Source organism: Candidatus Peregrinibacteria bacterium, assembly GCA_030700255.1.
GTDB lineage: Bacteria > Patescibacteriota > Gracilibacteria > UBA1369 > JABINC01 > JABINC01.
In genome coordinates this window covers 1-22,226 of sequence record JAUYJN010000038.1, presented here as the reverse complement: position 1 = coordinate 22,226, position 22,226 = coordinate 1, and the positions used below count along the sequence as shown (strand labels likewise).

Here is a 22,226-nt window from a genome sequence, read left to right as displayed (position 1 = left end):
ACAGCTGTGATGGTTCCTTTGCACACTGGAAAGGCAAGCTGGGGGTTCACAGAGGATTGGCGAAAAAAAGGAAGCAAAAGATGATGCATTATTTACTCGAAAATTCATAACATCAGCCCGCAAAAAATTCCCTTATCCCTTCTTTTCGATGTAATGGGGGGCTGTAAGAAGATACCTTTGTTGATTCCCTGTTCTAAGCGTACCTCCAGCAAAGTTCTTTAAAGATTCGCTGTGTAAAGAGTATGAGATTTGCATTATCCCGCTTGCCTTGTAGAGACTTAAGAAAGTTACATATTTTTCGACTATTTTCTGCATGTCGAATACTTGGTTAAATTCTTTGGTGATTTCTAGTATTATGTCTGGATGTTGACTTGTGGAGTATGTATTACTCATAATTAATGAGGAGAACTCCTCGAGATCCCCCCTTCTCACTTGCCTTATTAACACCCCTTTCTCGAGATTAATGAATTCTGATTCTAAGGTGAGTCCATCCAGTTTTATGCATGCTTTGATTTTTGTAGTTGGCAAGGTTAGATCGCGCGATAACGCTTTAGATACTTTACTTAGTTCACTTGCCCCACCTCCTTCTAGGTATGTTTTGAAGACCTTTGACGTGTAGTTTCTTAATAAAATACTTATTTGCTTTATTGGGGGATGCTTTTTCTCAAGTTTCGCTACTGTTTTTTTGAATTCAGTTGTTTTTTCTATTTCCTCAGCAAGTATTATGGCTGTGTGAAGCCAGTCAGTTCTGATTCTTTCTTCTCCTGATGCAGATGAACTTTTCACTCCTTTTTTTGTATAAGCGAAATCGTTTCTCTTCCACCGAAATTCTCTGTATTGAAAGGATTCAAGCTTCCCTTTATTTTTTTCAAAGAATTTTTTTGCAAACTTTTTGTAATTCTTTAGTTCCATTTTTATAGTTATTGTGAGTTTTTATAGTATCTCTGGGATCATTGAAATTTCCATTTGTCTTAGTGTTGGATACACTTCTGTAATTACCGTATGTTTATTTTGATCATTGTAATGAATTATCATGTTGCCACAATTCTCATATCCAACTTTGCTCAATTCTTTATGCACTTCTTCGTATTCAATTTTCATTTCACCTGCTTCTCTTGGATTGATAGTTATGACTAAATTTTCCTCTAAGCGGTTCCCATACTTTTCTTTTAAAGTTTTCTTGATGTATTCGGTTACTTCTTTTGTTTGAGGTTTCACTGTACATCTTTTGTGTTGAAATTTGCGCATTTCAGGTGTTTTTTCCTCACTTTCATTCTTCTCTCCTGTTGCAGAAACGATAGCAAAGTCTGTTGGGGTATCTTTTTCTAGTACTTTTTTCAGGTCGTTAAGTGTTAGTATACTTTCTTCTTTGAATTTGAAAGTTGATTTCAGCTCAAAACAAAGCGCTGGAAATTCTGGGTAAAAGTCCAAAAGGGATATTCCAATAAATATTTCCTCTTCATCGGTATCATTCTTTTCCTCCTCTACCATTTGAGATGTAATTCCATCCATATTTTCTTTGATTTTTTCTGTGTCTGAAAAAGGAATGTTGAGTTCCTCTAGTATTTCTAAGAAACGGGTTTTCTTGGCTTCCTTCCACATATTAGTTAGTTCTTCTTTTGAAAAAGATACAAATAATTTTTCTTTTACGTATGTGAATTCCATAGGTTTTTATTTTTAATAATTATGGAGCGGAGAAGGGGGGGGGCGAGCCCATTCGTGCTGTCGAATGCGCCCACCCAAACATACCCAAAACCCTTCCCTTACTCAACCCATTCCCCTAAAATACCCACCTTTAACAACAACCATGACTGTTGAAACCTTATGCTTACAAGAAGCTGTGAAATTGGTGGAAAGGGGGCCGAAGTATTGGCCTAATGTTTTTTTTTGTAGTATCGTTATGCGATAAAGAATCTGGTTAATATGGCAAAAGAAGGTGATGATCCAGCTGTGTGCTTTGAGAGAGTGGTAAAAGATGCGATGTTGTTTGATTATGAGCGGGCAGGGGAGAGGCGGGTGCTTATGGGGATGCGTATTTGCGAGGCTGGATCGATCGTGAAATTGCAGAGCATGAGGCGGCGGAGTATTTGCGGTCTTTTTCAAGATAGGCTGGGGGCTCTGGGGTAGGCTAAAATCCCATTGACAGTGGGCGTGCGCTCACCTATGATGTTGGCGTATTTTGAATAAAAAATTATGAATGAAATTATAAATATCAATGTTGTCCAAAAAGATATCCAAGGGGAGAAAAAAAGATTTGTGAATGCCCGTGAACTTCATAAGTGGCTGGGGGTTGGAAGACGATTTGCCACATGGATTACTGATAGAATCAGTAAGTACGATTTTATCGATGATCTGGATTTTTTTACCGTTCCCAAATCGGGGAACGGTGTAAAAGCCCGTTCTGATGGGCAATTGATAGATGCTATAACTGGTCAAGTTATCCCAAAAGAATACATTATTTCAATCGATATGGCGAAAGAATTAGCTATGGTTGAAAACAATGAAATGGGTAAAAAAATCAGGAAATATTTTATTCGGGTGGAGTCTGATTTCAAAAAAGTTATGGCAATTGCCACTCAAGATCCAAAATTTGTAAATCAATTGGCAGAGAAATTTGAAGAGACGAGAAATGAAACAAAAGAATATCGTAAAGATTTCACAGATAGCATCAAAGATTTTGTTGAAGTGAAAAATTATGGGACATACACCAACATGCTTTATGATTTTTTATTTTTGGAAAAAGCAAAAGAATACAGGGAATTGTTAGATCTTGCTAAATCCGATCTCACCAGAAATTCAATGTATGAAGAAATATTACTTATTATCGGAGCTTTTGAAACTGGGCTATCTGGTGAAGTGGAAAATAAATTTAATGACTTGGACCGAATGCTCACCAAGGAGGAGTTTACTGAGGTTTTTAATAAATTTTCTGCTCAAAAAAACTGGAAAGTATATCAAAAGAGAGCAAGAAGTATTATGTCCACTTATGACGAAGAACTTCGAAATATTAAACATCCAAAACTCATTGATTATAAAAAAGAATTTAGCCACGAGGATATACAAAAACTTTTATCTTAAGATTGGAAAGGCTTAAAAATTCCATTGACAGTGGGTATGCACTCACCTAGTATGTTGGCGAATTTATAGAACTTAATTGTGCAATTATGCAAAAAATAACCATCCAAAAACTACACAAATCATTTGAAGACTATAGCCACGAAGAAGACGGTGTTGAATACTGGCTTGCCAGAGAACTGCAACAATTACTGGAATATGCCGAGTGGCGTAATTTTGAAAAAGTAATTATAAAAGCCAAGGGGTCTTGCGAAAACGCAAAACAAAGCTCTTTAGATCATTTTGTTGACGTCAACAAAATGGTAGAACTCGGATCAGGTTCAAAAAGAAAAGTGTCCGACATAAAACTAACTCGCTACGCCTGCTTGAATTAAATAGTTTTTTACCAATTACCATAGGCATTTCAGGATAGTTTCTATATACAATCTATTGCATTTCACCCATCTATTACTCTATACTTAATATGTATTACGACGAAAAGGGGTGCGAAAAGTGTTAGTGCTTTAGCTACCCTTTTCTTTTTTTGTATTCAAGTTTTTCTTGTAGTCCATTCTGACTTAAATCCATAAAAAACTTATTCCCCAGATTTTTATATAGAGAAGATGCTTTTTTCTGATTCGGGAAGAGGATTTTTTCAAACTTCCCTTTCTTTATCAAGTAATCCACTGTTTTTTTATAATCACCATCACCAGAAACTAAAATAATTTTATTGAAATCTTCATCAATAAGAGCCTTCATCATTTCAAAAACAATATCTGTATCTACATTACCTTTTTTCTTTCCGACAAATGCTTCTTTATGTTCTCTAAAAGAGACAATAAAGCCCGCACGTTGTAGATTATTATATAATTCTTGTTGCTCTTCTGAAACGTAGCCTAAAAAGTAATAAGCTTCATCCACGTTATGTTTATCACGCAAATAGATACGGAATCGTTTATAATCAATACTCCATCCAGTTTCAGTCGTTCCCAAATGAAGATTTTGTCCATCAATGAATGCGTAGTTTTTTACGTTATTTTTCATTTAATCAAGTATAATTAGTTATCTTTTCTCGTTAATAGAGACAAACTCAGTGTATATAAACAACTTGGGTTTATCCACTATTTTATTAAAAATACCTCCTCCCCCTCAGCTTCTCCGGCATCAGATCTTCTTTCGTATATTTTTCATAATTTTTGCCGTAGTTGAGTTCTTTCATGAGTTTGGTTTCGGCATTGCGGAGGTTTAGGGGGACGGGGAGGTTGCCATATTCTTTTACATCTTTCATAGCTTGGCCGAGGGCATCGCAGACGCTCCTATCCTTCTTGCAATTTGAGAGATATGTGACGCCGTGGGCGAGGTTTAGGGCGCATTCGGGGAGGCCGATGGTTTCAACGGAGCGGAAAACTTCGTTTGCGACGACGAGGGCGGTTGGGACGGCGATGCCGATGTCTTCGCTGGCGAAAATTACCATTCTTCTAGCGATGAATTTTGGGTCTTCGCCGGAATCCAACATGCGTGCCATATAATATAAGGCGCTGTCGGGTTGGCTGGCGCGCATGCTTTTTATAAATGCGCTTATGAGATTGTAGTGTTCTTCTCCTGCTTTGTCGTATCTGAGGAATTTTGATTGCAAAGTGTCTTTGAGCGTCTCCGTGGTGATTTTTTTGTATAGAGAATGTGTGTTTTCGATCATGGTGATCGCTTGTCTGGCGTCTCCATTTGCCATGCGTATCAACCACTCTCTGGCTTCATCGTTCATCTCGTATCCGCTCTTATGTAAAATCTTTTCCATGTAGGAGTCATCCAGTGAATGCAGGGTAAAAACTCTGCACCTCGAGAGTAGGGGAGATATGATTTCAAAACTTGGGTTCTCGGTAGTGGCGCCGATCAGAGTGAGATCACCTTTTTCAACCGCAGGGAGGAGGAAGTCCTGTTGGGCTTTGTTGAATCTGTGGATTTCGTCGAGGAAGAGGACTTTTGGGCGGCCGAAAAATTGTTCATCGACAATTTTTCGGATGTCGGCCTTGCCGGCCGACACCGCAGATAGCTCATAAACCTCTGCATCAATCGCATGTGCATAAATCCTCGCAAGCGTAGTCTTGCCAACTCCGGGAGGCCCCCACAAAACAAAAGAAAAAAGATGTTTCTCTTCTATCGCAACACGTAGCGGTTTACCTGCCCCCACGAGATGCTCTTGTCCATAAAACTCCTCAAGCGATTTCGGCCTAATTTTTGATGCCAGTGGTTCCATATAATTATAATTCCTTCCTTAAAATCAGGACAATAAGTCCAACCATTCTATCCTTGTCTTTTGGATTACTCTCAGCGATCAGAAGTGTAAGAGCCGTTAATGCTTCTGGCGATAGACGTGAAATATCAAGTAAACCTGTTTTTTTCAAAAACCATACAAAGGCAAAGGCTCCACTTCGCTTATTCCCATCGTTAAAAGGATGATTTTTAATCACAAAATAAAGCAAATGTGCGGCTTTCTCTTCCCCAGTAGGGTAGAGGTCTTCCCCTCCGAAAGATTGAAATACATTCCCAACTATACCGGTTAAATTCCCTGATTTTTTTTCTTGCCCAAAAAGCTCAGTCGCTTCACCTCTGGTCAGCAGGTTATGTTTCAGCTCTGCCAATGCAGTCAAAAGCTCTTCAGCAGTTATATCAACCTGTTTTTTGAACAAACCGGATGTTGGCAGAGAAGATTTATCATATGCATCTAGCGAAAACCATGTTCCAGCAAACATTTTTACCAATTCCAAGGCATCGCTAGTTCCTAGATTTGAATCCGTTGGTAGTAGTTTTTTTACATCTTCAACTGCTTGCAAAAACATCTCATAATTCTTCCCAATACGAGAAGGATTTATCGTATATCCATCAACAATATGAGTTCTAAGAGTTTTGGTCGCCCATTTACGGAATTGAATAGCAATATTTGAATTTGTTCTATATCCGACCGATAATACCACATCTAAAGAATAAAAAGTTACAGGTTTATCAGAATTTGGAATATGCATTTTTTGCATATTGCTTTTTTGAACAACCTCATTGTCTTTGAATATATTTTTTATATGACGAGACACAACGGATTGATCTACTCCGAAAAGTTCAACTATTTGCGTCTGACTCGCCCAAAGAGTTTCTTTTTTCAAGTCACCTTTGAGTTCTATGGCGCCATTTTTCGCCTGATATATAACAATATTATTATTTTTCTTCATATTGATCTTTGTTAATTTCGTACAAATCATAGGTGAGAGCCCACTCACTGTCAATGAGCAGTCGAAACCATATCAAAACCTTGCCACTAACAGGCTGATTTTGCAATGGTGAGCGAAATTATAGCGCACTTGATTCACATATAAATTCATGATATAATTTGTATGTAAATTTCTTATTAAATTTAACATGATTAAAGATAAATGTGTATCGGTAACTGACCTTCGTACAAATACTAAGGACTGTTTAGATGGTTTGCGGAAGAGTCCAAAATATATTTTTATAAATAATAAGCCCGTCGCTGTTTTAATGGATATTCAGGAATATGAGGATATGTTTTATGAGACTGATCTTGTAGAGCTTGATGAGAGCGAGATGACCAAGGATTTGGCGACCAAAGCGAAGATGGCTTTGAATATGGATGCATCTGAACTTAAAAATATATGAAGATAACACAGATATTTGAGACTCCAGAGGTTGTTAAGTTTTTGAAATCTAGAAATCTAGCTAAACAATATCAAAAAGCTAAGAGATATTTGCTTGAAGAACGTGTTTTGACAGTACGATTTAGAGAAAGAAAACCCAAAGGTAGCGGGATTTGGTATTTCCGTATCAATAAGCAATATCGTGCTTATGGAGTGTTTAATGCAACTGGAGATTTAGTAGTATTCGAGGTAAATGACCATCAAAATGGGTGATTCTTAAACCGAAGCCAACTTCCTAACCACAAATCCAGTAGTAAAGTGTCTTTTCACTGGAGCTTTGGCAGGAGCTTTCTTAACCGCGCGTGCTACCTTTATGTAGGCAAGTTCCTTTTTCAAATCACTCACTGACTCAAGTTTTTCATCTACAAGGTTTTTTATCAAACCAGAGCAGGTGTCAATTGAGGGCACAAGGACTGTGTCGAGTTTGCCGCGTTCCTTTAAGAATTGGATCAAACAATGGAAGTCGCCGTCGCCACTTACAATTATGGCTTTGTCATATTTTTTGTAATCGATCATTGCTTGCAGAACTAGGTCTGCGTCGCAATTCCCTTTTGTAGTACCGTTTTTGAGTGTGATTGCTGGTTTGAAAACCAAGTCATATCCATACTCGCTTAGGGCCTCGTACATATGTTGTTCATCTGGTTTGAAGCCCATGAACATGTAGGCTTTTTTTACATTATAGTGTTCTTGCAAATAAGTGCGGAAGAGCTTGTAATCAAGTCTCCAACCCATTGCTTCGATCGACATATGCAAATTTTGCGCATCGATAAAAGCGCAATTTCGTTCTTTCTTCGTTTTCTTCATTCTTTTTTATGTTATTTATTCTTCTTCGAGCTACTATTCAATTATCTGTCATCTAATTTCTTCATACCTCTATCAGAAGTATAGCATAGAACTTCTGCATTTGCACGTGTTTTAAGAGATTTTGGAATTCCTTTATGCAAAGTATCATAAAAAAAATGGTCTTTTTAGCGTGAAAGTTTTGACATTCGTAGTGACACATGGCATAATCTATTTAGATTTAAGATGTATAAAAAAATGCAAAGTAAACAAACCACACAATTGGTGAGAAAAAAGTTTCTTCAAGTAGCAGCTTGGTATCATATGTTCCATTCGCTTCAGAGGTTTTAGCGATAGAGCTTGTTATATGAACTTGCATCTACACCTCTGAAAATGGGGTGTTTTTTTATATTTTAAATTAAATTTTATGAATAAATTACCAATAATCCAAGAAACTGAGAGGGCAAAGGTGCTCTTAATGGTAAATGACAAACCGAGTTGTAATATTGCATGTACTCACTGCTTTCTTCCATATAAAGGAGTTATGTTACCTGAAGATGTTTTAAAAATCGTGAAAGAGCTGAAAACTAAATATAGAATAATCATAGCTGGTAGCGAAACTCTAACAAATCTAGGGTATTTGGAAGCGTACAAAGAGGCTGGGCAAAGCTATATCTTAAGCAATGGATTGATTTTGTTTAGAAATCCAGAAGTTTTTGACAAGCTTGAAGAAAACGGAATAAAAGAAGTAAGGATGAGTTTACACTTTGGTATTCAAGATGAGTTGCAAAGTATGCCTGAGCGAATCGTGAGGGGAGCTGTGAAAGAGGCGAAAGAGAGGGGTTTTAGGGTTCAAATCGCAGTGACTATCACGCCAGAGAATTATGAATCAATTGATGCTATGTGTAAGAGTGTCAATGAAATGGGCGCTGATGAGATAAAATTCTTGAAATACACGAAATCAGGTAGTGCAAAATATGAGGTGAGAAGAAATTTAACAGATGAAGAGCGTCTAAAAGTTATTGAAGCCTTTGAAAAGGCTCGTCAGAAATATGACAAAGATGAATTGTCAGTTCAAATACACGGTAATTTTGGTCCTCGGCAAGGCAAAGGGCAAGAACTTGCAAATGAGAATAAGTACTGTCCTGCTGGTACAAACTTTTTTGTAATAGCTCCAGACAAAAAAGTGTATGGCTGTAACTTTTTAATGGAGGAACAGATAGGCGAATTAACAGATGATTTCAAAATCAAGATCACTAGAAATCTTCGTGATGGCGAAAGGAACAGGTGTTTGACAGATGATTTGTAGGGTTTTATGTCAAAATGGCCAGTTGCATATAGAGCAGCTGGCCATTGGCTACGATCAACTTTTTTCAACTTCATTTTGTGGCAACTCTGTTACAGGTGACCAAATAGGTAACATAGGCCTTTTCCAAAGTGGCTTTCGTGGCGCTGGTAACTCAATTTGAGTTTCAGCAGGAAGTTTAATTCTAAGGTCTTGTATGCGTTCTTTTAAATTATTATGATAACTAGTTACAATTGGTTCAATTTCTCCTGGTGTTGGGGTAAATCCTTTGACCAAGAGTAGCCCACGTAGAGCTTCTGAGAAATAATGCAATGAACGATTTTCTGGAACAGCTGTAGTTCTTCTGGACTTGGAAGATCTAAATCTTTAGGGATTTCAGGCATGCCTGTGAGATGCCCTCTATGCCAAGGTATGTCTTGAGCACTTAGCATGAAATCTTGGAAATCAACTCCAACAGGAGATAGGATGCCATCACGACTATCGCCCGAAGGCATGATCATTAAATAATCACCATATTCCGGATCATTCAATGATATTTCGATTTCCGTTCCCGGATCCGGATTTTTTTTCTGAGACCAGACCTTAGGTGTTCCGCCAGTAGGGATAGAAGTTACTCCTGCTGTTGGACTTGTCCCAGGTGCATATTTGAGCATTAGGCCAAGTCGATCTCCACTGCGACCTAATTTACCAAAAATTGGATATTCTCCAGGTTCAATATTAATAACTAATCCGAGGCGTCCTGAAAGCGGTTAAAGAGATGTTTACAAATAAGCACTATACTGTACCGAAAATTGAGAGATCGTATGCCAAAATAGAAAAAGAATCTGACTCACTTCATTTTGCCTACATGTATCTAGATTATAAGTTTACCTACATGCAGCAAATTTATAAAACAACTGGCTCTTTGTCAGTTGATGAAAAGAATATTATGAGATTTGTTATAGAGAAGATGAAAATGTTACAAGATAAGCTTTTACAGAAGTATGGGCCTCAGGGAGATATTGACGAATATTTACATGATAAGATTGATTTAGAAAAATACTTACTTGTAAAGTATATAGGTGTTTCATCCATCCAGGGTAATATTGAGAGGATGCAAAGTTTTTTACAGTCTACTTATAAGTAACTCATTAATATTTCCTCGATGTATGGTTTTCCATGACGCTTTTGGATAAAGATCGTGAAAGCTTTTTGGCATGCTTGTGTGAATTTTGTTTAATTTGAATTCGTAGGCGTGCATTTGTCCATCAGCTTCAACGATAAAATCCACTTCCTGTTGCTGCCATGTTCTCCAGAAGTAAAAATTGGCAAATTTACGTGCATTGGAAATGTTTTTCAGCATTTCCATCACACAAAAGTTTTCAAAAAGACCACCGGCATCATTTCTGATCTCAAGTGGGTTAAAATTTCTGATTAGAGCGTTTCTGATACCAAGGTCATAAAAATATATCTTTCTGGATTTGGATATCTCTGTACGCATATTTCTACTCAATGCTGGTAAGATTTTGATTACAAAGATTTTTTCAAGGAGATCTATATATCTTTTCACTGTTTTGATATCTATCCCGATGCTTCGCGAGAGTTCGGAATATGAAACCTCACTTCCTATTTGCAAAGCGAGCATCTGCAGGAGTTTCGTTAGTGCATCTGAGTTTTTCACTTCATTGTAAGTGAGAATATCTTTGAACAAATACGAGGATTTAATCTCTTCGATCAATTCTTGCGCCGATTCCTGTGGACTTAAGTAAATATCCGGATAAAGTCCGTAGATCATCATTCGTTCTAAGTTTCGCTTCGCTTCAAGCTCACCGTTGTGAGCAACTATCTCTTGATAAGACAGCGGGAATAATTCAAATTCATATTTCCTGCCCGTAAGCGGTTCCACTAAGTGATTTGCAAGGTCAAAACTTGATGAGCCCGTTGCAATAATCTGGAGTTCGGGGTAGGTGTCCACCAGTAGCTTAAGTGTCGTACCTATATTTAGGATATTTTGCGCTTCATCAAGAACTACCAGATTCGTATTTCCTATGAAATTTCTCAATTCTGTAGCGGTCTTGTCCGTGAGAGCCTCTTTGACATCCGGATTATCGCAAAGAAAGTACTTGCTCGAAGCATGTTTAGCGAGAATATGTTTACAGAGGGTTGTTTTTCCTGCGCGGCGCGGTCCATAAAGCACAATCGCCTTTTCCTTGAAAAGTCGTTCTTCAATCGCTTTCGTTATTTGTCTTTTGATTTGGTCCATATTGAGTTTCAATTCCACTAAATCATAGCAGTTTAGTGGAGTCAAGTCCAGTAAATCATGGTGATTTAGTGGACGTGGCTTTATCCCAGTCTACCTTTCAAATCCATATTCCCTTGCGTCGATTTCATAAACGAGCTCCAAAAACGTAAACAACTTCTTCAGAGAATTCCTTACTTGGGAAGGATTCAGGTTTGAGTCCATGATATGTGTTGGCCACCAATGAGGGAATTCTTCTTGTATAAAAACCGTGCGAATTTCTTCCAGGGTAAGAAAGCCCACATGTAGTACTCTTTGAAAAAATATATCAGCTACTTCATAATGATTTTCTCGTGAATTTGTATTTTTCACCATTTGTTTAAGATAATTTTCATATTTCGGCAGTGCCTCTTCATCAATCCAATATTTAAAAGGCTCCTGAAGCTTTTCCATTTTTTGAATCATTGATTGAAATTCATCGAACGACATTTCTTCATCACCTACACGTACCATTGGCATCTGATTATCATCCGTATCATCATCAATCATCGCACTTTCAAAAAGCTCATTTGGAGCTTTACCTCCAAGCGCTTTGTGTGGGAATGCGTTCCATGCGGACACAAAAACTTGCAGTATGTTATTGAGCTCATCGATATCAGAAAATTTAGGGAAAACTCGCATACACTGCTTATGATATTTGTTGGAAGCTTGCATGGCATCTCCAGTTGCGTTCCAAATTCATTTTTTTACTTTCTCGACGTTGATTTTGTCCTGAATACTATATTTTTTAAACAATTTATTTAAATCTTTCTCGACCTGTTTTTGAGTTTTATGATTTAACATATTTAATTAAGATTATTTGATCAAGTGGTAGAGCACTTTGAGTTTAGAAAATCACACTTCAATAGTCAATCAGACATCAAAAAGACAAGGTAGGTATTCCTGTTTCCTCAAACCCCTGCATTTGCTGTGGGGCACCCTTTACTCACATGATTTTCAATGCACCACCACCTCTGACGTACAGAGTTGTACGATCAGGCACAGCATTAACAGCAACATTGCCATTTACTTCAGTTGCCCACCCTTGACCGGTTCCTTCAATTACTTGTGCTGGTCTACTCTCAGAAAAAAACTTGACATCCCACAGAACTTAATTTAATATGTCATCGTACTATTACAATAGAACATTGATTATGAGTAAGAAACATGAAAATGAATTGGCGGAAGCTCTGACGGAGATCAGTGATCTGCAAGTGGCGAAGGACTTTCTCAGTAACATGTTTACGCCAAATGAATTAGAAGAATTGGCGCTCAGGTTACAGATTCTAAAATCTCTAAAAGCAGGTGTCCCACAGAGAGAAATAGTAAAAAATCTTAATGTGAGTATAGGGACGGTCAGTCGAGGATCTAGAGAAGTGAAGTACGGAAAATCCAAATTTATACAACAACTCTAAAGTTACAAATATGGGAAAAAGAATAAATCAAAATAACGTATGGTGGTGGACTCGTTTATATATGCAGACGAGGCGATAACCTATATTTGATTTTTTATTCGTTCATACCTCTTCTGCTAGAAGGGGTGTTTTTTAGTTTTTAAATTTATAATTATGACTGTTTACAAGAAAATACAATACGGACTGGTCGAGGGAGTACATGAGATTCCTTGCCAAAGAGCAAATAAATTATTTCAAGGGATTTATCAAGATTACAAATATAAATTTTTATTTGAGTCAAAAGATATTTCGCCGATTTATGGACGTCTCAGTTTACTTGGAGTTGATCCAGCTTTACGCATAACTGGAAAGGATGATCACTTTGAAATAGAAGCTCTCAATCCTCGTGGGAAATACTTTCTCAAACAAATTAACAAGAAAGATCTACAGATCTGTGATTTTTACAAAAAAACAGCATCAAAAATCTCTGGCAAAATCAAATGTGTGCATACAAATTGTGAGGAATCGCAGAGGTCAAAACAAAAGAATATTTCGCAAATCATTCGGTCTATTCTAAGAAAATTCAAACTAGAAGATCGTAGCTATCTTGGGCTATATGGGGCATTCAGTTACGATTTTGTTAGACTTTTCGAAGACATCTCAGAGAAAAATCCGAAAAACGAAGTCAACGATTTTGATCTTTTCTTATATGATACTTTTATCTTTTTCGATCACTTAAAAGATCGTTCAGAAGTTATAGTTTTCAGACAATCTAAAAAGGAAGCAGAGGGGGCTGTGAAAGCACTGCTTAAAAAGATCACAAAAAAACAAGAAAAAGAAATCAAATACAGTATTACAGATCCAAATCTCACGCTCTCAAAAAATGAATATAAGAAATTAGTTGAAATCGCTCAGAAATATTCCAAAGAAGGAGAACTGTTTGAGGTGGTATTTGCAAATATTTTAAAAGCTCATTTCGCAGGGGAGCCATACGCACTCTATTTGAGATACAGCGAAGTAAATCCATCTCCTTATTTGTTCTTTTTCGATTTTGGGCAGGAGCAGTTGGTTGGTGCTTCACCAGAGATGATGGTGCGCACAGAGCACGGGCAGGTACATATGCGTCCTATTTCTGGTACAGCGCGGCGTGGAAACGATCCAATAGAAGATCACGAAAATATGTTAAGTCTGCTTTCAGATAGCAAGGAACGTGCAGAGCTGGATATGCTTATAGATCTTGGGAGGAATGATCTAAGTCGTGTTTGTAAACCTGGGGTTACAATTAGTGATTATCGTTTTGTAGAAAAATATTCGAGGGTGATGCACACAGTAGCCCACCTTACTGGTGAGCTAAATGAAGATTGTACAGCTCTCGATGCTTTGATAGCTTGCTTGAATGCAGGGACCTTAACCGGAACTCCAAAAGTTGCTGCAATGAATGCTATAGAAAAGCATGAAAAAGAAAGGAGAGGCTTCTATGGTGGTGTGATTGGCTATCTCACATTTTCAGGGGAAATGGATAGTGGGATAATAATTCGGACGGCTCATATTCGTGGAGAGGAGCTTCGATTCCAAGTCGGCGCGACCTTGTTATACCGTTCAGTCCCTGAGAAAGAATTTCAGGAAACTATGCATAAAGCAGAGGCTTTTATCGATACATTTGCTAATCCAATAATAACATGAAAACCATACTTATAATTGATAATTTTGATTCTTTCACATTCAACCTCAAAGAATATTTTAAACGACTAGGGGTAAGAGTTTTGGTATACAGGAACAATATTACTCCGCAGGAGGTAGAAGAATTGCATCCAGATGCAATCGTATTTTCACCAGGTCCATCTATCCCAAAAAAGGCCGGTAACATGATGAAAATAATTAAAAAACATCACAAAAATTATCCAATGCTAGGTGTATGTCTTGGGCATGAGGCTTTTATTGAATTTTTCGGAGGCAGTTTGAAATTTGTTGATCCGGTACATGGGGAGTCTTCAGAGATGGCGCATGATGGAAAAACTATTTTCAAAGATTTACCTCAGAATTTCAGTGCAGGTCGGTACCACTCTCTCGCAGGAGATAAAATACCAAATTGTTTTGAAATATCAGCCACTCATGAGGATATTGTAATGGGAATCCGTCATAAGTCTCTGCCTATCGAAGGAGTGCAATTTCATCCAGAGTCTGTTCTTACTATGAAAGGAGAATGCGGACTTAAAATTCTCAAGAATTTCATCGATACCTACTTAAGTGAAGAGCAAGATTTAGAAGCTTTTTTGAGAAAAAGTGTGGAAGGAAAGTTAACCGTGAACCAGCAAGAAGAATTCCTGAAAAACAAAAATGATCTCACTCCGCAGGAGTTGGCAAAGGCTGTAGAATTCCTCCAAACAAAGTCTCCTACAAACTTAAAAATAAGTGGAGCCGTAGATGTCTGCGGAACAGGGGGCTCCGGCCTATGCAGAATCAATACTTCGACAATTTCCTCATTTGTACTTGCAGCGAGCGGTGTGAAAATCGCAAAACATGGTAACAAAGCAGCGAGCGGACGATTTGGAAGTTTTGATCTCTTAGAAGAACTCGGGATTCCATTTGATTTATCTTCATCACAGACAAAACGAAATTATGAGAAATACAATTTATGTTTCCTCTATGCTAGAAGTTTCTATCCAATAATGAAACAATTCGCGGAAGTTCGGAACAGAATTGGTGGGCCAACATTCTTTAATATCATCGGTCCTTTGCTCAGTCCAGCACATGTGAAAAAACAAATTATTGGGACTACATTTAAAGATAAAATGGAATTGATTGCAGAGACTTGCAAGCTACTTGAACGATCGCATGTACTAGTAGTGCGAGGGAAGGATGGGCTCGATGAAGTCACATTAACTGGAAAAACAGATGTGGTTGAATTGAAAAATGGCAAAATCACAAAATATACAATTACGCCCGAGGATTTCGGTCTCAAAAAAACAAGTTTCAAAAATATCCAAGGTGGGAATGCGAAAAAAAATACAGAAATCGCACTGCAAATCATAAACAATGAATGCACTACACCTCACAAAGATCTTGTACTAATAAATGCAGCACTTACACTCAAATTTTTAGGAAAAGCACGCACTCTAAAAGAAGGCTATAGAATAGCAAAAAAGAATCTTGAATCCGGCAAAGCTCAAAGAGTTTTCGAACAAATAAAAATGCCAAGTATTCTTATGGAAATAATTGAAAATAAAGAAAAGGAAGTTGAAGTAAGGAAGAAAAAGAAATCTCTAAAAGAAATTAAGGAAAATTTAAAACTTTCAAGGAGGGATTTTAAAAAGGCCATTAAAAAGGATGGCATCAGTTTGATCGCGGAAATCAAAAAGGCCTCTCCAAGTATGAAATTAAAAAACAAACTTCCAAAAATATCAGCCCTTGCAAAAACTTATGAGCAATCAGGCTCAAGCGCAATTTCAGTGCTCTGTGACGAGAAATATTTCCAGGGTTCACTCAGCGATTTGAAAAAAGCACACAAAGCTACGGAGCACACACCACTCCTATGCAAGGATTTTATTGTCGATGAATATCAAATCTATGAAGCCAGGCAAAACGGAGCAGATGCAGTTCTGCTAATCGCAAGCGTACTTAACCAAAAGCAAATTAAAAAATTTCTAAAAATTACAAAGTCTCTTAAAATGGATGCGATATGTGAAGTACATAACAGAGAAGAACTAAAAAAAGTTTTAAAAACCAAAGCAGAAATAATAGGGATCAATAACAGAAACTTACATGATTTTACAATCAACTTAGAAACCACAAATTTACTAATACCACTCATTCCAAAAGGTAAAATAATCGTCTCTGAAAGCGGTATCAAGGATGAAAAAGCCATAGAAAAATTATCAGAAAGAGTAAATGCAATTCTAGTTGGGACTAGCATCGTGCAGGCGGAAAACGTCACGGAAAAAATCCAGCAACTCATATCGCAACCCAATAAAAAAATAATGCTAAAAATTTGCGGAGTTAGAACTGCGGGCATTGCCAAAGCATGTGAAGAATTAGGGGTAGATATGATTGGCCTGAACTTTGTACCAACAAGCAAACGAAAAATAAGTCAGCAAGTAGCAAAAGCGATCTGCGAAAATATGAAAAACACAAAAACCGTTGGCATTTTTCAAAATCAAAATATTGAAGAAGTGAATGCACTAGCGGGGAAACTCAATCTCGATTATATCCAACTTCATGGGGATGAATCGCTTTCATATATCAAGAAATGCACGCGGCCAGTGATAAAAGCAATAAAGATTTGTCAGAAATCAGACATGAAAAAGATTCAAAAATACAAAGGCATCAGCACTGTTTTGCTAGATGGGCCGCTTCCTGGTAGTGGGATTCCTTTCGATCAAGAGCTACTTGAAAATATCAATGAAGCTGTCTTCATAGCGGGTGGAATAAATGGAGGAAATCTAAAAAATATTCTTAAACACTCACACCTAAGAGGAATAGATATAGCATCTGGAGTCGAGACAAACGGTCAAATTCAAATTAAAAAGATTAAAAATATTCTTAACCAACTAAAACCATGCTTATAGTAATGAAAAATTCGGCAACGGCAGCAAATATAGATGCTGTGGTATCTGCAATACAAAAGAAGGGATTTAGCGCAGAGAAGCTTCCAGGGAAACTCAGGACTGCAATCGGCGTAATGGGTAACGAAAAATATGTAGAGCAAGATCAATTGCTCAATTTGGAAGGAGTGAAGGAAATTATTCACGTTACAAAACCTTACAAAAGGGTAAGCCGTGAATACAAAGCGGAAAACACTCTCGTCAAAATCAATGATGATGTCATTTTCGGGACGGACGAGCCTGTTATTATTGCTGGTCCATGCGCGGTTGAGTCGCAGGAACAGTTTACAGCGATTGCTGAGTATGTTCAGAAGTGTGGGGCGAAAATGTTACGAGGTGGAGCTTTTAAGCCACGTACTTCACCGTATGCTTTTCGAGGTCTCAAGGAAGAAGGGCTAAAAATTATGTCCAAAGTAGGGAAGAACCTGGGTATGCCAATTGTTAGTGAAATCTTGTCACTAGAAGACCTGCCACTTTTCGAGAAATACGTCGATATGATACAAATTGGTGCAAGAAATATGCAGAATTTCGATCTGCTCGAACATGTCGCTGATCTAAAAAAACCTATCTTATTGAAACGTGGAATGTCAGCAACTATGGAGGAGTACTTGCTTGCTGCTGAGTATATTTTGAATCGTGGGAATTCGAAGGTCGTTCTATGTGAAAGAGGTATTCGCACATTTGAAAACTCTACGAGAAACATACTGGATTTGAATACACTTGCCTTGATCCAGATCGAATCACATCTTCCTATTATTGCAGATCCTAGTCATGCAGCAGGACGATTCGATGTGGTGCCACTTCTTGCAAAAGCAGGTATCGCTGCAGGAGCAAATGGGTTAATTATTGAAGTTCATAACAATCCAGCCGAGGCTTTGTCTGATGGGAAACAGTCACTTACTCTAAAGAATTTCGAAAAATTAATGAAAGAACTTAACCTGATTTCATCATGAGTATTAAATCATACATTTTAAATAAATCAGGCCATTTTGGGGAGTTCGGCGGACGCTACGTCCCAGAATTACTTATTCCAATAATGGAAGAGCTTGAAGATGCTTTTTACAAAGCGATCAAAGATAAGTCTTTCAAAGAAGAACTAAAAGCTTTGTATAGAGATTTTTCTGGCAGGCCGACTCCACTTTATTTTTGTGAGAATATTACGAAACGTCTAGGTGGCGCTCAGATTTATCTTAAGAATGAAGGTCTCAATCACACAGGAGCACACAAGATTAACCATTGCTTGGGGCAAGCATTGATCGCGAAGAAATTAGGAAAAACTCGCCTTATTGCGGAAACAGGGGCAGGGCAACACGGACTCGCAACGGCCACAGTCGCTGCAAAATTCAAAATGAAATGCACCATATATATGGGTGCAAAAGATTATGCACGTCAGCGTCCAAATGTGTTTTTCATGGAACGACTAGGCGCGGAAGTGATACCTGTTGAAACAGGCGGGCGAATCCTCAGAGACGCTATCAATGAAGCTCTGCGAGACTTAATTACAAATCCAAAAGATACACATTATCTACTCGGAACAGTTTGCGGTCCACATCCATATCCAGTCATGAATACTTATTTTCAATCAATCGTTGGAAAAGAAGTTAAAAAACAGTTCAAAGAAATAATAGGAGGTAAGCCGGACCACTTGATCGCAAGTTGTGGGGGTGGTTCGAACGCGATGGGACTCTTCCATACATTTCTAGATGACAAATCTATAAAAATGAAAATTGTCGAAGCTGGTGGAAAAGGAATAAAAGAAGATGAGAAAAAGTGTGACCATGCAGCACGGTTTGAAACTGGCTCAAAGGGTGTGGTCGAAGGATTTAAATCGATTTTCCTTCAAGACAAACACGGCCAAATAAAAGAAACTCACAGTATTTCAGCGGGCCTTGATTATTCTGGAGTAGGGCCGGGGATCGCATACCTGAAGGAAATAGGACGTATTGAAACGAGCTATGCACTAGACACAGAAGTGCTCGAAGCATATGGGATGCTAGCCAAAGAAGAAGGAATTATTGGAGCTATGGAATCATGTCATGCTCTGGCTGAAGTGATCAAGCTAGCTCCAACTTTAGGCAAGGATAAAACCATTGTTTTCAATCTCTCTGGCCGCGGCGACAAAGATTTATTTATTGTGAGTCGTTACTTCGACCAGAGAAGTTTCCAATCATTCCTTAAAGAACAATTAAGATGAATCGAATCATGACACATATCGTCGCAGGTTATCCAAGCCTGAAAGAATCAAAGCTCCTTGCGCAGACGATGATTGAAAGTGGAGTTTCTTATATTGAAATTCAGATCCCGTTTTCTGATCCTATCGCTGATGGCAAAACTATCATGGATGCCAATAAAAAAGCTTTAGAAAATGGGATTACACCAGACGATGCCTTTGAATTGATGAAAGATTTGAGTGGAAAAGCGAAGGCTCATGGAGTGAAACTTCTTTTTATGAGTTATTACAATATTCTTTTCAAATACGGACTCGAACGGTTTTGTAAAAAAGCAGCAAGTATCGGTTGCTACGGTCTTATTATTCCAGATATCCCAATTGATGAAGAGCCACATGAGCACTACCTCGCAATATGCGAAAAATACAATTTACATGCAATCCAAGTTATAGCCCCGATCACTCCCGAAAAAAGACTGAAAGGCATAGCCAAACACGCAAATGGATTTGTATATTGCACAGCAACTACCGGCACCACAGGGGCCAGGGCACAAATGTCTCAAAATCTAGAAAGCTATATAGGAAAAGTTCGAAAACATATCCCCGATATACCAATAGCCCTGGGCTTCGGTATTTCTAGCAGATCTCAAGTGAAGCAAGCATTGGCTCATGTAGACATAGCCGTAATCGGCAGCAAAATCATAAATATTTACAATACATCGAAAAAACAAAATCCAGTTGAAGATGTAAAGACGTTTATATTGGAAGTAATTCAGTAGATTGGAGCTGCACCTATGGCGAAGTTCGGACTTATTTCAAAGAGAAGCATGGAGGCTAGCCTCCAGAGAAAATTTTGGCAAAACTCTGTTGCAGGCGGGCGGCGCAGAAAAAGAAGGAAGAAGGGCGGAATAATCATTTATTCCTCAACATCTTCATCTTCCTCACCGCTTGGTAATTCCAATGACTTGATTGCAGGCAAAGAAGCACCAACGATGCCTTGTAAATCTCCATACATTCCAGAAGTGCTCATAATGACTCTTTCAATTTCTTTACCTCTCTTTTTCCAAAGACGTTCCATTGATCTTTTTTCAGTATCAAGATCAGTTTGCATACTTGTAAAAGCTGAAACTATATTTTCGATTCGATTTTTAAACTCGCTGCCAGACAAATAATTATATAGAAGCTCCATTTTCTCGTCCTTCCCGACCAAAGACTGTTTTACCTGACTCATTTGGGTTAAATGAAGACGTAGAACTGTTACTAAAGATAATGCTGATTGATAGCTACAAATCCAAACACCACCTTGGAATTTAAAATCCTTAACACCTTCCGGCAAAGTTTGTGAAACCAAAACACATATATCCGCTTTTACCAATGCTTGATCTCCCTTCAGTTTCTTGATCCATTCGTCACTCCATGCCTTAGTGTTTTTTGATTCCCAAAGAATAATGCCGGATTTTTGCCCAAAGGAATTATTTACTGTTTGCACTAAATCTGCTCCTTTGATACCTGTTGGCACATCTTCAACTGTGTCCATTGAAAAATTAGTCTGCAACATCATTTTCAAATCATCCTCTTGCACATCACCTTGAATTTGCATGGAACCTTGCTCACTTTTTCGCTTCAAATCTTCTACGGATTTTTTCATTTGTTCAAGCTGCTTGTCTTTCTCTGCCATTTTTAGGCGCATTTCCTCTGATGCATCTTTCTTTGCTTGATCTGCAATAGTCTTTCTTTCTTCGTCCATTTTTTTCTCAATTTCCAGTTTCATATTCTTTTTTTCTTCTTCAACCTTGCGGTTTTCCTTCATTAGCTCCAATTGGTCTTCACGCATTTTATCCAATTGTTTCTCCTTTTCTTCATTTGACTTCTCGAGATCTTTAAATTTTAGATCAACTTTTTCCTCGGCTTTCTTTTGAGCTTCCTCCCACATTTTCACTTTTTCAGATTCAAGTTTTTTCTTTACTTGTTCATCAACATTTTTCTGGCTTTCTTCAACCAGTTTAGCCTTTTCTTCAATCTCCTTTTCTTTTTCCTTAAACTTCTTCCCAATTTCGCCTTCAAGTTGATGGCGCATTTTTTCAGTTAAGGCGTCTGTAAGAGGGATTTCATTTCCACATTTTTGACAAGTAATTGTTTGTTCAGCCATATTATTTATAAGTTAAATTCTTATGCTTCGAATACAAGGCTTTTTGGAAACCAAAAAATACAGTTCTAATTTTAACAACATCGCCAAGTTTTTCCTGTGCATCAGAAATCGCATGGTACTTAAGATTTAAAAGTTTAGGCAATTTCTCTTCATCTAATTCATCAACTCCGGCCTCAATATATTTAGACAAAACAAATTCAATAAATTCAATCTCATTGTCACTCAATTTTTTATAAATTTCATTTTGAGCTTCATTTACACGCTCATCTCGTGTAATCGGTTGAGTTGCAAAAGCCACATAAGCTAAAACATCAAATAAATCGCTTTCTTCTGCATCTATTAACTGTTGAAGGCTTTCAAGTTCCTCTTTCCCCTAGCCCAGCTCTGCAATTCTTTGTAAAAATGCTTTTCGTGTCGTCGGATTCGACCAAATTTGTCTTAATTCGGCTTCGCTTGTAAAAAGGGATGGCAATTTCCCATATAAGCTCTGTAAAAATTCTTCCGCTGAAATAGGCTTTCCATCTGCACTCCAAAAGGAAGTTGAGATCATATGTTGGATTTCACGCTCCTTTCCATCCCTAAGCTTAATTTTAATCTTTTTAGGCCGTGTTTTAGCCTCATCGTCAGTTTCCTTTTCTTCTTTTTCGACAAATTCGCTATCCGTCTTTAACTCCTTTGGCTCTTTCTCAACCGTTTCATCAATTGGCTCACCATCCCACTCAGGATCATTGAAATGCTTATAGGCATTAACAAAGTCCAAAATAGTAAAGAACTCCTTTCCGTCAAAAAGTCGCGTACCACGCCCAACAATCTG

General features: G+C 37.8%; 23 protein-coding genes and 1 pseudogene. 12 read left to right on the top strand and 12 right to left on the bottom strand.

Translation table 11 applies throughout. From position 1 onward, the window contains the following. Positions 1–132: 132 nt before the first annotated feature. Both Q8P68_04915 and Q8P68_04910 read right to left on the bottom strand, forming a co-directional pair. Positions 133–912 (bottom strand): hypothetical protein, encoded by a 780-nt coding sequence (locus Q8P68_04915; protein ID MDP4008503.1) that lies wholly within the window; start codon positions 910–912, stop codon positions 133–135. 21 nt (positions 913–933) lie between these two features. Next, positions 934–1,665 carry a hypothetical protein gene (locus tag Q8P68_04910; protein MDP4008502.1) on the bottom strand — a complete coding sequence of 244 codons (732 nt, stop codon included), beginning with the start codon at positions 1,663–1,665 and terminating at the stop codon, positions 934–936. A 528-nt stretch (positions 1,666–2,193) separates the two neighbouring features. On the opposite strand from Q8P68_04910, the gene Q8P68_04905 reads away from it, so the two are divergent. Then, positions 2,194–3,078, top strand: coding sequence for an antA/AntB antirepressor family protein (locus tag Q8P68_04905; GenBank protein ID MDP4008501.1), 885 nt, complete (start codon positions 2,194–2,196; stop codon positions 3,076–3,078). Positions 3,079–3,164: 86 nt separating this feature from the next. Further along, positions 3,165–3,449, top strand: a complete 285-nt coding sequence (locus Q8P68_04900; GenBank protein ID MDP4008500.1) for a hypothetical protein — start codon at positions 3,165–3,167, stop codon at positions 3,447–3,449. A 133-nt stretch (positions 3,450–3,582) separates the two neighbouring features. Here the strand turns inward: Q8P68_04900 and Q8P68_04895 are convergent, their stop codons facing one another. The 3 genes from Q8P68_04895 to Q8P68_04885 form a co-directional block, all read right to left on the bottom strand. Continuing rightward, a complete protein-coding gene (locus Q8P68_04895; GenBank protein ID MDP4008499.1) occupies positions 3,583–4,098 on the bottom strand; it encodes an NYN domain-containing protein in 516 nt (171 codons plus the stop codon). Between the two features lie 85 nt (positions 4,099–4,183). Further along, complete coding sequence (locus tag Q8P68_04890; GenBank protein ID MDP4008498.1) at positions 4,184–5,308, bottom strand: replication-associated recombination protein A; 1,125 nt, start codon at positions 5,306–5,308, stop codon at positions 4,184–4,186. 4 nt (positions 5,309–5,312) lie between these two features. Further along, positions 5,313–6,275, bottom strand: coding sequence for a virulence protein RhuM/Fic/DOC family protein (locus Q8P68_04885; protein ID MDP4008497.1), 963 nt, complete (start codon positions 6,273–6,275; stop codon positions 5,313–5,315). Positions 6,276–6,462: 187 nt separating this feature from the next. On the opposite strand from Q8P68_04885, the gene Q8P68_04880 reads away from it, so the two are divergent. Together Q8P68_04880 and Q8P68_04875 are read left to right on the top strand one after the other, a co-directional pair. Beyond that, positions 6,463–6,720 (top strand): type II toxin-antitoxin system Phd/YefM family antitoxin, encoded by a 258-nt coding sequence (locus Q8P68_04880; protein ID MDP4008496.1) that lies wholly within the window; start codon positions 6,463–6,465, stop codon positions 6,718–6,720. Further along, complete coding sequence (locus Q8P68_04875; GenBank protein ID MDP4008495.1) at positions 6,717–6,971, top strand: hypothetical protein; 255 nt, start codon at positions 6,717–6,719, stop codon at positions 6,969–6,971. Before Q8P68_04880 ends, Q8P68_04875 begins: the two co-directional genes overlap by 4 nt. A 3-nt stretch (positions 6,972–6,974) precedes the next feature. Here the strand turns inward: Q8P68_04875 and Q8P68_04870 are convergent, their stop codons facing one another. Further along, the gene (locus tag Q8P68_04870; protein MDP4008494.1) at positions 6,975–7,562 is read right to left on the bottom strand and encodes an NYN domain-containing protein; all 588 of its coding nucleotides are present in this window, start codon (positions 7,560–7,562) and stop codon (positions 6,975–6,977) included. A gap of 403 nt (positions 7,563–7,965) precedes the next feature. Between Q8P68_04870 and Q8P68_04865 the strand changes: the two genes are divergently transcribed. After that, positions 7,966–8,847, top strand: a complete 882-nt coding sequence (locus tag Q8P68_04865) for a radical SAM protein (GenBank protein MDP4008493.1) — start codon at positions 7,966–7,968, stop codon at positions 8,845–8,847. Positions 8,848–9,071: 224 nt separating this feature from the next. Here the strand turns inward: Q8P68_04865 and Q8P68_04860 are convergent, their stop codons facing one another. Then, positions 9,072–9,497 carry a hypothetical protein gene (locus tag Q8P68_04860; GenBank protein MDP4008492.1) on the bottom strand — a complete coding sequence of 142 codons (426 nt, stop codon included), beginning with the start codon at positions 9,495–9,497 and terminating at the stop codon, positions 9,072–9,074. Positions 9,498–9,718: 221 nt separating this feature from the next. On the opposite strand from Q8P68_04860, the gene Q8P68_04855 reads away from it, so the two are divergent. After that, positions 9,719–9,970: a hypothetical protein gene (locus tag Q8P68_04855; protein MDP4008491.1), complete on the top strand. Its 252-nt coding sequence runs from the start codon at positions 9,719–9,721 to the stop codon at positions 9,968–9,970. On the opposite strand, the gene Q8P68_04850 is transcribed toward Q8P68_04855, so the two are convergent. Beyond that, the gene (locus Q8P68_04850; protein ID MDP4008490.1) at positions 9,950–11,086 is read right to left on the bottom strand and encodes an ATP-binding protein; all 1,137 of its coding nucleotides are present in this window, start codon (positions 11,084–11,086) and stop codon (positions 9,950–9,952) included. The two genes, Q8P68_04855 and Q8P68_04850, sit on opposite strands and share 21 nt — an antisense overlap. A gap of 90 nt (positions 11,087–11,176) precedes the next feature. Further along, positions 11,177–11,743: a hypothetical protein gene (locus Q8P68_04845; GenBank protein MDP4008489.1), complete on the bottom strand. Its 567-nt coding sequence runs from the start codon at positions 11,741–11,743 to the stop codon at positions 11,177–11,179. A gap of 479 nt (positions 11,744–12,222) precedes the next feature. Between Q8P68_04845 and Q8P68_04840 the strand changes: the two genes are divergently transcribed. The 6 genes from Q8P68_04840 to trpA all read left to right on the top strand — a co-directional run bounded on the left by Q8P68_04840 (position 12,223) and on the right by trpA (position 20,042). Next, entirely contained in the window at positions 12,223–12,516 is a 294-nt protein-coding gene (locus tag Q8P68_04840) for a Trp family transcriptional regulator (GenBank protein MDP4008488.1), read from the top strand. 153 nt (positions 12,517–12,669) lie between these two features. Beyond that, a complete protein-coding gene (locus tag Q8P68_04835; GenBank protein ID MDP4008487.1) occupies positions 12,670–14,178 on the top strand; it encodes an anthranilate synthase component I family protein in 1,509 nt (502 codons plus the stop codon). Further along, on the top strand, positions 14,175–17,060 hold the full coding sequence (gene trpCF / locus Q8P68_04830; protein ID MDP4008486.1) for a bifunctional indole-3-glycerol-phosphate synthase TrpC/phosphoribosylanthranilate isomerase TrpF: 2,886 nt from the start codon (positions 14,175–14,177) through the stop codon (positions 17,058–17,060). The genes Q8P68_04835 and trpCF overlap by 4 nt, the downstream gene beginning before the upstream one ends. After that, entirely contained in the window at positions 17,051–18,049 is a 999-nt protein-coding gene (aroF, locus tag Q8P68_04825; protein MDP4008485.1) for a 3-deoxy-7-phosphoheptulonate synthase, read from the top strand. Before trpCF ends, aroF begins: the two co-directional genes overlap by 10 nt. Next, positions 18,046–19,290, top strand: coding sequence for a tryptophan synthase subunit beta (trpB, locus tag Q8P68_04820; GenBank protein ID MDP4008484.1), 1,245 nt, complete (start codon positions 18,046–18,048; stop codon positions 19,288–19,290). Before aroF ends, trpB begins: the two co-directional genes overlap by 4 nt. Next, the gene (trpA, locus tag Q8P68_04815; GenBank protein MDP4008483.1) at positions 19,287–20,042 is read left to right on the top strand and encodes a tryptophan synthase subunit alpha; all 756 of its coding nucleotides are present in this window, start codon (positions 19,287–19,289) and stop codon (positions 20,040–20,042) included. Before trpB ends, trpA begins: the two co-directional genes overlap by 4 nt. A gap of 137 nt (positions 20,043–20,179) precedes the next feature. Here the strand turns inward: trpA and Q8P68_04810 are convergent, their stop codons facing one another. From Q8P68_04810 to Q8P68_04800, 3 genes and pseudogenes are all read right to left on the bottom strand, one after another. Beyond that, complete coding sequence (locus Q8P68_04810) at positions 20,180–21,412, bottom strand: DUF2130 domain-containing protein (GenBank protein ID MDP4008482.1); 1,233 nt, start codon at positions 21,410–21,412, stop codon at positions 20,180–20,182. 1 nt (position 21,413) lies between these two features. Continuing rightward, a pseudogene (locus tag Q8P68_04805) lies at positions 21,414–21,767 on the bottom strand (type I restriction-modification enzyme R subunit C-terminal domain-containing protein). A gap of 18 nt (positions 21,768–21,785) precedes the next feature. Continuing rightward, positions 21,786–22,226, bottom strand: a 441-nt coding sequence (locus Q8P68_04800; GenBank protein ID MDP4008481.1) for a restriction endonuclease subunit R, incomplete at its 5' end; no start/stop codon positions are given.